This is a genomic window from Idiomarina ramblicola (genome assembly GCF_003987255.1).
Lineage (GTDB): Bacteria > Pseudomonadota > Gammaproteobacteria > Enterobacterales > Alteromonadaceae > Idiomarina > Idiomarina ramblicola.
Window position 1 is genome coordinate 151777 of sequence record NZ_PIQC01000003.1, and the last position, 12329, is coordinate 164105.

General features: G+C 51.0%; 5 protein-coding genes and 1 pseudogene. 4 read left to right on the forward strand and 2 right to left on the reverse strand.

From position 1 onward, the window contains the following. The first annotated feature begins 1 nt into the window (after position 1). Positions 2 to 2638: a glycoside hydrolase family 16 protein gene (locus tag CWI78_RS04200; protein WP_126780565.1), complete on the forward strand. Its 2637-nt coding sequence runs from the start codon at positions 2 to 4 to the stop codon at positions 2636 to 2638. A gap of 30 nt (positions 2639 to 2668) precedes the next feature. Next, on the forward strand, positions 2669 to 5650 hold the full coding sequence (locus CWI78_RS04205) for a TonB-dependent receptor (RefSeq protein WP_126780566.1): 2982 nt from the start codon (positions 2669 to 2671) through the stop codon (positions 5648 to 5650). Between the two features lie 108 nt (positions 5651 to 5758). Here the strand turns inward: CWI78_RS04205 and CWI78_RS04210 are convergent, their stop codons facing one another. Beyond that, on the reverse strand, positions 5759 to 8266 hold the full coding sequence (locus CWI78_RS04210; RefSeq protein ID WP_126780568.1) for a glycoside hydrolase family 3 protein: 2508 nt from the start codon (positions 8264 to 8266) through the stop codon (positions 5759 to 5761). Then, positions 8263 to 9540 carry a sugar MFS transporter gene (locus CWI78_RS04215; RefSeq protein ID WP_126780570.1) on the reverse strand — a complete coding sequence of 426 codons (1278 nt, stop codon included), beginning with the start codon at positions 9538 to 9540 and terminating at the stop codon, positions 8263 to 8265. The genes CWI78_RS04210 and CWI78_RS04215 overlap by 4 nt, the downstream gene beginning before the upstream one ends. A gap of 123 nt (positions 9541 to 9663) precedes the next feature. Here CWI78_RS04215 and CWI78_RS04220 point away from each other — a divergent pair. Beyond that, positions 9664 to 11009 (forward strand): annotated as a pseudogene (locus tag CWI78_RS04220) (GH1 family beta-glucosidase). Beyond that, on the forward strand, positions 11003 to 12328 hold the full coding sequence (locus CWI78_RS04225) for a glycoside-pentoside-hexuronide (GPH):cation symporter (RefSeq protein WP_126780572.1): 1326 nt from the start codon (positions 11003 to 11005) through the stop codon (positions 12326 to 12328). The pseudogene CWI78_RS04220 and the gene CWI78_RS04225 overlap by 7 nt, the downstream one beginning before the upstream one ends. Position 12329: the final 1 nt, after the last annotated feature.

Sequence of the window (12329 nt, forward strand, 5' to 3'; positions counted from 1 at the left end):
TATGAACCTTACAACAATTAAAAGACACCCGCTCGCAGTTGCATTCATTGCGCTCGGGTTAGCCGGTTGTGGTGGTGACAGTGTTGAAACCAACACCGATTACAGCCAAGTAGATACAACCGAACCGGTTAGCGACTGGGAACTCGTCTGGCAAGATGAGTTTGACGGTAGTGATATCGATGAAAACAAATGGAATTTTGCGATCAACTGCGAAGGGGGCGGCAATAATGAACAACAATGTTACACAGACTCCGCCGATAACGCCTTTGTATCTGACGGCACACTGAAAATTGTCGCTATGCCCGCGGGCGAAGATGACACCGGCAGCCTTCCGTACACCTCGGCACGTCTCAACAGTAAAAATAAGGGTGACTTCACCTACGGTCGTGTTGAAGTTCGCGCCAAACTGCCAGAGGGACAAGGCTCCTGGCCGGCGGTTTGGATGATGCCCACCGACTCCGTTTATGGCGGCTGGCCGAAGTCAGGCGAAATTGACATTGTCGAAGCCGTTAACCTGAAAACCACTGATGAAGAAGGTAATATTGAAAATAACGTTCATGGCACCCTTCATTATGGACGCGACTGGCCGAACAACTCTTCCTCAGGTAAAGCCTATCAATTACCTGGCGAAGCCAATCCTGCCGACGACTTCCATACCTATGCTATTGAATGGCAAGAAGGCGAAATTCGTTGGTATGTCGATGGGTATTTATACCAAACTCAACGCGACTCGCAGATTCGTTTCAACAGCAAGGGCGAAGCCATTGGTTTAAATCATCAAGGCTGGTTCACTGAATATTACGACCAGTCCAGCGGAGAGCTCGTTGTTGACTACGGACCCGCACCCTATGATCAAAGTTTTCACTTGATTATGAACTTAGCCGTGGGCGGTGACTGGCCGGAAAACACCAACAACACAGGCATTGATGAAAGCGCTTTCACTGAAGGGCAAACACTCGAAGTTGATTACATCAAAGTCTATCAATGCAACCAGAACCCCGACACAGGCAAAGGCTGTGAGACCCTCAGAGCCGGTTACGATGACGAAGAAAGCCTGGTGACGGGTGAAGCCCCTATCCCCACGCCGCCATCTACAACCGTTGAGAATCTGACCATTTTCGATGGTACGCCTAACCCAAACTGGCCTGCATGGGATTGCTGTGGCGGTTCAACACCAGAACTCATTGACGACGAAGAAAAAGGACAGGTCTATAAATTCGTAGTGAATGACGAACCCACCGTTAACGGATTTGTCTCACGCAAAGAATTTATCACCGATGAAGAAGGTGAGCCGCAACCTTTTGATGCGACGGGTATGATTGAGAACGGCAGTGTCAGCTTTGATATGAAGTTAGTCTCGCCTCCCAGCGACTCTTCAGCAACCTGGCTCTTCAAGTTTGAAAGTGACAACAACGCAACCTATGCAGAGTTACCTTTAACTGACAGCACAGAAGGTGTTTCACCCACCGTTGGCGAATGGCAAACCTATACCTACCCGCTTCAACAGCTTGTTGATGCGAAGCTGGAACCTTCCGCTCTGGATGCTTTCATGGTATTTCCTGCCTGGGGTCTTGGTGCCGGCGCGGAGTATTTACTCACTAACGTCGAAGTCACCTCACCCGATGCTGAAGCACCAGAGTTGGTCTTGTTCGGCGATGAACAAAACCCGGACTGGCCATTATGGGACTGTTGTGGCGGCACCACACCACAGGAAGTCGTTGATGAAGAGCGCGGTGTGGTCGGCGAATTTGAAATTGGCGCCACGCCGACGGTTGTCGGTTTTAAACCGGCTGAAGACTCTGGTATCCAATTTGACGCATCGGCACTCATGGTTGAAGGCGTTGTTCAGTTTGATATGAAGGTAGTTTCTAACCCGAATGATCCCGATTCAGTTTGGAAGTTCAAGGTCGAATCGAATGGCGCAGAAACCGAAGTCGAAGTTGATTTGTCGACAGGCGGTCCGGAACCAGTTGTTGGCGAATGGCAGACCTACACTTTCAGCTTACAGAACTTAATGGACGCGGATCTGGATCTGTCCGCCATTGATGTCGTGATGATCTATCCGGCTTGGGATACAGGCGACGGCGCGGTATTCCGTGTTGATGAAGCACGCATTTACGATCCAAGCGCCGGCGCGGAAGAAATTACTATTTTTGCGGATGACGTAAACGCAGACTGGTCACTCATGGACTGCTGCGCTGGTTCGGAGCCACAGGTGGTAGAAGTCGACGAGCCCTATGGCAACGTCGCTCAGTTCGAAATTTTAGGCTCTCCCGAAACCGTGCTTGGCTTCCAGGCCAACGAAGATGTATCCTTCGACGCCTCTGCTCTGCTTGCTAACGGCGCTATCGGCTTTGATATGCGTGTCATCGATCAACCCCAGGGAGCCGATGCAGAATGGCTGGTTAAAGTCGAATCAAGTGATGCTTCAGTGTATGCAGAAGTATCTCTGGCCAGTGGTAATTACGACGAACAACCGGTAGCCGGCGAGTGGCAGCGTTACAACTTTACACTGCAGTCGTTATTCGATGCAGGTCTGGATATCAGTGACATCAAAGTCATCATGATCTTCCCGACCTGGGGTCAATCATCCGGGGCCGTCTACCAGGTAGACAACCTGAGCATTGAAAACTTCTAACAGTACGACCAAACAGAAATGGATAAGAATATGAACAAACCAATGATGTTTAGCAAAAGCCCTGTAGCGGCAGCAGTCTCAGTCGTACTGAGTGCCGGTCTTGTTTTTTCGACTTACGCACAAGAGCAAACAGCAGAGCCCACAGACGGCACACAGACTGAACAGCAACTTCAAGAGCGTGAAGAAAACGCAATGGAAGTCATCAGTGTTCAGGGTATTCGCGGCAGTCTGTCACGTTCTACCGCATTCAAACGCCAGTCATCTGGCGTTGTTGACGGCATTTCAGCCGAAGAAATGGGTAAATTCCCGGACACCAACCTGGCTGAGTCACTGCAACGTATTACCGGCGTTTCAATCAGTCGTAACGACGGCGAAGGCAGCCAAATTACCGTGCGCGGTTTTGGTCCCGAGTTTAACCTGGTAACCCTGAACGGACGGCAAATGCCGTCCACCGGGTACACTCGTTCCTACAACATGGAAGCACTGTCTTCTGAAAACGTGACCGCCCTGGAAGTGTATAAGACGTCTCGCGCAGCTATGCCCAGCGGCGGTTTGGGTGCGACCGTTAATATCGTAACCACGCGCCCGTTCCAGCAATCGGAAGGACAATTTGTGGTCATGGGTAAAGCCATGCACGACAGCTCGGTCGATACCGGCGACTCGGTTACTCCCGAGCTGGCTGCGATTTATAGCGATACCTTTGCTGATGATATGTTCGGCGTCGCGCTGTCACTTTCGCAGCAGCGTCGTGACTTTCAACAGCAGTACGCCAATATTCAGGGCTGGCATGCCAACGTTGACCTGCCCGACCTGGAAGAAGGTGAGTTCACCGACCCGCGCGCTATCGGCGAAGACGGTGAGCGCATCGGTAATAACTTCTTCCCGAAGGATATGAACTACGGCTTTACCGACGTTCAGAATGAGCGCACCAACGGCCAGTTAACACTGCAGTTTGCGCCAACCGATACCATGACATTTACCGCTGACTACACCGGTTCGCGCCGCACCTCCGGTCGCGTTGGTTATGGCTGGGGTATCTGGAATGAGTTCGGTGGCAACATTAACTCTTATATTCTGGATGAAAACGGAACCGCTGTGTACGCAGACATTGCCGGTAACGACTCCTCGTTTACAGCAAACTGGGATACTACCGAAACAGAAGCCGACTCAATTGGCCTGAACTTAAGCTGGGATCTCACACCCGACTTACACCTCTGGGTAGACTTACACGACTCTAGTAACAAAATCGATAACGGCGCCGACAAAGGCATTAATTCAACCGGCCAGATCATTCTTGGTTCGGATCAGTTACAGACCAAGATCTACGACTATCGCAATGGTGAAATTCCACAAGCGAGCATTCTGTGGAATAACGGCACCAATGAGTTAGCACCGGGCGAAATTGACTCCAACTTCAGTCAGTTTTTACGCAACCCGGGCGAAACCAACATCAAGCAGTATCAAGTGCAGGCAACCTGGTACAACTCAGCCTGGCGTATTCCGCTGGTGTCGATTAAAGGTGGGTTAAGCCGCACCGATCAAGACATGGAAGGCCTCAGCTACTGGAGTGGCCTGGTCGGTGGCGAAGGTTTTAACCCAAGCTACACGCACATCTTCCCGGACGGTATGTTTGATTACCACACCACCGAAGGCTTCCTGGATGAGTTTGCCGGCGGCGGTACTGACCTGGCTCAGAACTACTATTACACCTACGACATTGAGGAAGCGCTGGCTCGTCAGGCCAACTTCATCACCGACGGTGAGAACGGCTTTGTTGTCGGATTACCACCTGGTTCACTGGACGGGCAAACGGGCTTAAACGAAACCACTGATGCCGTCTTTATCCAGTCGGAGTGGGAATTTGACCTGGCTGGCTTCTTTACACAAGTAAACTTCGGCGTTCGTTACGAGCAGACCGATGTCACCAGTATGGTGCGCCAGCGCGTCGAACAGCAGGTTAACTGGACCAGTGCGTCTGAGTGGATCATGCAGTACGAAGGCGACGGTCAAAGCCTCCTTAACCAGACCGGTGAACACGACGTATTCTTGCCCATGCTGGATGTCAAAGTGGACCTGACCGAGGATCTGGTCGGTCGCTTCTCTACCGGTAAAACCATCGCCCGCGCGCCATTAGGCAACCTGGCAGGCGGTCGTAGTTTAAGCGGCAGTCCTAAACCGGGAGCCCGCAGCGGCAGTAGCGGTAACCCGAACCTGTTGCCATTTGAATCAATGAACGTCGACCTTTCATTAGAGTACTACTATGGCGAGGGCAGCTACGCGTCAGTAGGCTACTTCAGTAAGAAGGTGGATAACTTCATTCAGAACACCATCACTGAAACCACCATCGAAGGGCTCCGTGATATTTATCAAGGCCCTCGTTATCAGCAAGCCATTGCCGATGTTGAAGCGCGTGGCGAACAAGCCACTTCAACCGCAATCTTCGAGCAAATGCTGGCAAACGGTCACGGTAATGAAAACGGAGCCATCGAGCCAAACTCTGATGACCCGTTAATTGTCTGGGACATCAGCCAACCAAGCAACAGCGACGAGAAAACCGTTGATGGTTTTGAAATCGCAGCTCAGCATCTGTTTGGCGAGTCCGGTTTCGGTGTGGCAGCAAACGCGACGGTTGTTGACGGCGATGTCAGCTTTGATACCGACAGTCTGGAGCAGCAGTCTCCACTGGTCGGCCTGAGCGACTCAGCCAACTTGCAGTTGTTTTATGAAAAACACGGCTGGTCGGTACGTGCCTCGTACGCATGGCGTGACAGTTACCTTATTGGCGTAGGGCAGTCGCAGGGAACGTCTGATGCACCGCCACAATATGCGCGTTCGTTCGGTCAATGGGACCTCAGCGTGAACTACGATGTAACTGAAAAGCTAACGGTATTCTTTGAAGGCATTAACCTGAATAACGAAACCGAAGAAGGCTACGGTCGTTACGAAGAGCAGTTCCTGTTTGCTCGCCAGTACGGTCCACGCTACGCGTTAGGTGCTCGTTACACCTTCTAGGAGCAAGGCAAGATGGCAGTTACAGTGCCCCCCTGGAGCTGAGCTGCCAAGCAAAGAAAAAGGCCAGCGTTTTTCAACGCTGGCCTTTTTTTGTGGCTTATTTGTCTATTACTTCAGGCAAATAATAGAGTCCATATCATCCACTAAGGTTAACCGGGCATCATTAATCCGTACCGTGTTCGACTGGGCACTGCTCATGCGCAATACCTCGCCCACTTTAGCCAAATCAAGCCCTGAATCTTCCAGGCATTGCACAGAAAAGTTCAGGGTGGTCCACTGCTCGGCTCCCGCCTCAATGTAGGAATCGATAGCTTCATTCACCTGACAGTTTTGCGCTCCGCAGTTCATCGCCAGATTGATGTTGCCATTCACTGCGTCATCAGCTTTCAGTGTTAAAGATAACACCCCCTGCTCCGTTGAAAACGCCCGTAAATCGCGTGGAAACGCGCTGACAAAGGTAAAGTAGGCCGACTCACCGCCGCTAAATTTAAACAACCGGGCGTCCTCTTGTACCTGATCATCAAAGGTTTCAGTGACCAGTGCGTCAATAGACTGAATGCTGCTCGTCACCGCAGCGGTCTGACGTTGATTGCCAAGCTGCAGCTTCCAGGGTGACTGAGGTGCCCGTTCAAAAATCACCACATCACTGACCCCTTCGGCCGCCGCATAGTCGGTCGGTAAATCATCAGACAGTTCCTTCACCTCACCAAAACGTAAGCCATAACCCAGCTCAAACAATGGCTGATACGGTGCTTCATCACCGTTTAAACGACCTTGTTGCGGCGTAGCGGGCCATGAGAAAGGCAACTGCCCGGTCATTTGATAACGAGGTTCGCCATTCTCGTCGGCAATAAGCACATCCGCCACGCCGTGACCTTCGCTGCCCGGAAGCCAGGCGGCCACAAACGCATCAGACGCATTCAGTTCAGGGTTTACGTACATGGGGCGGCCACTAATAAAGACAGAAACCACCGGTATGCCCTGCTCCTTCAGTTTCTCAAGCAAGGCAAGATCCGTCGCATTACCGCGCTGATAGTCCACATTATCAATATCGCCGTTACCTTCGGCATACGGTGTCTCACCGTAAACGACCACCGCCACGTCGGGTTGTTGCTGGTATTCCCCATCCACAGCCAGTTCAATCTGACCTCCGGCTGCGGTTACCGCCCCGGCAATACCATCATATATTGAGTGTCCGCCGGGAAAGTCCTCATTGCTGTTACCGGTGCCCTGCCAGCTAATCGTCCAGCCGCCGGATTGCTGGCCGATATTATCAGCCGCCGGTCCGGCAACCAGAACCCGTTGATTAGGCGCCAGCGGCAGCAACTGGTCATTATTTTTTAATAGAACCAAAGACTCGCGAACCGCCTGACGAGCCACTTCTCTGTGTTCCTCAGCGCCAATCAGTTCGGTTTTACCCGACAGCGGTCGGTTCGCCGGAGACGGCTTTTCAAACAGCCCGGCGCGCATCTTAACTCGCAGAATACGTCGTACCGCATCGTCTATTCGTTGCTGAGAAATGGTCCCGTCTTTCACTTGCGCTATGACGTTTTCATACAAAGGTTTCCAGGCGTCGGTCGGCACCATGTAAACGTCCAGACCGGCATTGGCTGCCTGAGGGCAATCAGCATTCGTGCACCCTTCAATTTGACCATGGCCATTCCAGTCGCCAACCACAAAGCCGTCGAAACCCATTTTATCTTTCAGTACATCCGTTAACAGGTAACGGCTGCCGTGAATCTTCTTTCCATTCCAGCGGTTAAAACTGGCCATAACGGTTTGCGCACCCGCTTGTAACCCGCCGACATACCCCTGGGCATGAATATCAAACAGCTCTTGCTCAGAAACTTCAGCGTTGCCCTGATCAATCCCGTCTGTGGTGCCGCCGTCACCAATAAAGTGTTTTACCGTACTGATCACATTGCGTTCCGACAAAAAGTTGTCGTCGACGTTGCCTTGCAGGCCACGGACAATAGCCGCTGAATAGTCTCTGACAATAGCCGGGTCTTCAGAATAACTTTCGTAAGTTCTTCCCCAGCGCACATCCCGGGCAACAGCCACGGTAGGCGCAAAAACCCAGTCTATGCCAGTTACCATCACCTCGGTGGCAGTAACTTCAGCAATGTCTTCTATCAACTGAGGATTGTTAGCCGCACCCAGACCAATATTGTGCGGAAATATGGTCGCGCCCAGCACATTATTATGACCATGTACCGCATCCGTTCCCCACATGGTGGGAATATTAATGCCATCGACGCTGTCGTCCACCGAGGCCTGGTACATGGACTCAGCCAGCGCAATCCAGTCCTCCGGGGTGGCGTACTTATCGTTATTCGGGAAGGCACCGCCGCCGTTCAGGTAAGAGCCAAAGCCATAGCGGCGCATATCTTCAACGGTAATATCACGTATTTCCGGCTGAATCATTTGCGCCACTTTTTGTTGCAGCGTCATCTTGTTAATTAACGCATCAATTCGGGCTTCCATACCCGCCTCTTGCACCACCGGTAAGTCCAGTTTTGGCCACACGGTTTGCTGTTTTGTTTCGGCTTCAGAGCCTGAACACGCCGTAAGAACGGCAACCGGAAGCGCTGCCAGTAACCCTTTGAATAATGTCATTGTGATGATGCCTCCGACGGTTGTTCAGCTCGTTTAAACGCACGCGGCCGGTAGCCGCTAAAGCCGTAATAGCCAATATAAACATAACAAAGCAGGGGTAAGATAAAGGCGCCCTGAACGCCAATAGCGTCAGCTAACGTTCCCTGTAATAAGGGAATAAAGGCACCACCAACAATGGCCAGACATAAAATGCCCGAGCCCTGCCCGGTACTTTCTTTAAGCCCTCGCAAAGCCAGACTGAATATGGTTGGAAACATAATGGAGTTACATAACCCGACAAACAATATGGACCACATGGCCAGAGCGCCGGAGCTCAGCATGGTGGTCGCCACCAAAATAACCGCAAGGCTGGCGTTAAACATTAAGACTTTATTACCCGCAAATTTCTGCATAACCGCAGCGCCGATAAAGCGTCCCACCATGGCACCACCAAAGTACCAGGAAATATAGTGCGACGCTTGTGATGTGCTCATGTCGCTAATTTCCGGCATCGATAAATAAATGGCCAGAAAACTGCCAATACCCACTTCGGCGCCCACATACACAAAGATACCCAGGGCACCCAGCACTAAGTGTTTTTGTCCCCAGGCGCCACCTTGCGTTGGTAGCGGTGCCGACTGATCAACTTTGCCCATATCCGGCAGTTTGAGCTTAATGAACACCAACGCCATAACCACCAGGGTTGCCGCCAGAATAAAGTACGGTAACGAAACGGTATCTTTTGATACTCCCGATACTTCAGGATCGGCCACCCCACCAAAGATAAGCCAGGCGCCAAAAAATGGCGCGACAGTGGTGCCTAACGAGTTAAACGCCTGGGTCATGGTCAGGCGGCTGGAGGAGGTTTCTTCAGGCCCTAACCGGCTGACGTAAGGGTTTGCGGCAACCTGCAAAATGGTCACACCCGACGCCAGAATAAACAGAGCCAACAAAAATAGGGCGTAAACTTCCAGCTGCGCCGCCGGATAAAACAACAAACAACCCGCCCCGGCAATCATCAACCCGGTAACAATCCCCGATTTGTAGCCAATCTTACCCACCATCAGCCCTGCCGGAACAGAGATAATAAAGTAAGCACCAAAGAAGCAGAATTGAATCAACATCGACTGCGCGTAATTCAAGTCAAACAGCAGTCGAAGGTATGGAATTAGAATGTCATTGAGACAAGTTATAAAGCCCCAAATAAAAAATAGCGATGTCAGAGCAGTCAGTGCGAACCGATAGTTTGGCTCCCCTCCACTGCCATGCAGCGCTGAAGTCTGCGGTGTCGTCATAAATCCCTCTTGCTTTATTTTTTTGACGATGGCATCAACACCATCTAATATTATGTAAGCGCTTTCATGTATAGCATAATTTAATTGAATGGCAATGAAAACCTGCCGATACAGCGGATACTTATGACAACGATAACGTTACCCGAGAAAACCTTTTTAAAGTCACCTAATTTCATTTTTGGCGTTGCCACCTCGTCATTCCAAATTGAAGGTGACAGCCAGGGCAGAGAACCCAGTATCTGGGATACCTTCTGTCGCCAACCCAACACCATTAAAGACGACAGCAACGGTGATATTGCTTGTGATCATATTAACCGCTGGCAGCAAGATGTTGAGCTTATTGCGTCATTAAACGTTGATGCCTATCGCTTTTCCATTGCCTGGGGGCGCGTCATAAACGCCGACGGAAGCGTCAATCAAGAGGGTCTTCAATTCTATGTTGATTTGGTTGAGGCCTTAGCAAAAAAGCAAATTGATTCGCATGTCACTTTGTATCACTGGGACTTACCACAATATCTTGAAGACAACGGCGGCTGGCTCAACCGCGAAACCGCCTACCGTTTCGCTGAATACGCCGACATTGTGGCACGTGCGCTGGGCGACCACGTCAGTAGCTACGCCACCATTAATGAACCGTTTTGCAGCGCTTACCTCGCCTATGAAGCCGGTATTCATGCGCCGGGACCGCAGCAAGGCTCGTCTCGTCGTAAACAAGGGCGTCAGGCCGCGCACCACTTGTTATTAGCGCACGGATTGGCGCTGCCAAAGTTGCGCCAGGCGGCACCGTCGGCCGAGCATGGTATTGTCCTGAATTTTAGCCCCTGCCACCCGGTGTCCAACTCAAGTCACGACATGGCAGCAGCTGAGCGTGCCCACCAATACCACAACCTTTGGTATCTGCAGCCTCTGTTAAATGGTGACTACCCAACGCTGATGGATCAACTTGACCCAAATGACCGCCCCCAGATTGAAGCCGATGATATGGCCATTATCGCGCAGCCCATCGACTATCTAGGGGTCAACTACTACACCAAAACCGTTTTCCGGGCCACCGATAACGGCTGGTTTAGTGACGTTCCGGCAACCGGAGACAACCTCACCACCATGGGCTGGGTCATTTTCCCGGAAGGGCTGACCGACATTTTGGTCAGGTTAAAAAAGCAGTTTCCTAATTTGCCGCCTATTTACATTACCGAGAACGGCATGGCAGAGAACGACGAGTCGACTACTTTCAGCAGCATTTACTCGCGGTCCACAATTCGATTGAGGCCGGTGTTGCCATTCGCGGCTATTTTGCCTGGAGTCTCATGGATAATTTTGAATGGGCCGAAGGCTATACGCAGCGCTTTGGTATCGTTCATGTTGATTATGAAACACAAAAACGGACGCTAAAAAACAGCGCAAAAGCTTTACAGCAGGTGTTCTTGAATAGACAATCACAGCATCATGCTGTGGAGGACATATGCTAAGCCGCACCGAAAAAGTTGCCTATGGCTTAGGCGATACCGCCAGTAACATCATTTTCCAGACGGTTATGTTGTTTCTGGCTTTTTTTTATACTGACATTTTTGGTCTTTCCGCAGCCGCCGTCGGCACCATGTTCTTAGTGGTCAGACTGCTCGATGCCGTGACGGACCCGATGATGGGGCTGATAACCGATAAAACACGGTCCCGTCATGGCCAGTTTCGGCCCTATTTAATCTGGATGGCGTTACCCTTCGCCATCTTCAGCGTACTCGCCTTCACTACACCGGACTTTTCCGCTTCGGGTAAACTCATTTACGCGTACGCCACTTATGCCTTGTTAATGCTGGCCTATACCGCCATTAATATCCCTTACTCGGCGTTAGGCGGTGTACTGACGAAAATGCCCGGCGAACGCGTTTCAGTACAATCCTACCGGTTTGTGCTGGGCATGTTTGGCGGACTTTTAGTCACCACCTGCACACTGCCTCTGGTCAAGGCTTTCGGCAACGGTGACCCCGTGCAGGGCTACCAGCTCACTATTGCCGCTTTAAGTGTACTGGGCATGGTTTTATTTGTGGTTTGTTTTTACGGCACTAAAGAGCGTTTACACCCACCCAAACAACAACACCTGTCACTAAAACGTGCCGCCAGAACATTATGGGAAAACGAACAGTGGCGGCGCCTTTGTGTTGCGGCGGCGCTGGTGTTAACCGGCATTGCACTGAAAAATACCCTGGCTGTCTATTACGTTAAATACTATTTAATGCAAGAGGACTTGATTACGCTGTTTGTCAGCATTGGTATGGTCGGTAACATTATCGGCTGCGGTTTAGCGCAGTTCATCTGTCGATACATCGATAAGGTGAACGCTTATATCACGGTACAGATTATTTCAGCCGCGGTCTGCATTGCCGCCTACTGGGTAGAACCTGAGCAACTCATACTGGCCTTTGTGCTTTACTTTTTCTGGGGCTTTTTCCTGCAAATGGGCACCCCCATGCTTTGGGCTAAAATGGCCGACGTGGTTGACTATGGGTACTGGAAAACCGGCATTAGAGCAACCGGCTTAGTCTATTCTTCGGTAGTCTTCTTCATAAAATTTGGTTTGGCCTTAGGTGGCGCAATTGGCGGTTGGTGGCTGGCTTTTTACAATTACATTCCCGGCCAACCGCAGACCCCAGAAGCGCAACAAGGAATACTCATTGCATTCACTTTATTACCCGCATTAGCTTCATTGCTTGTCGCGGCGGTCATGCATCGCTACACTCTAAAACAAAAGCGCGTACAACAAATATCGAAGGCACTGGAGCAGTTCAACTAAA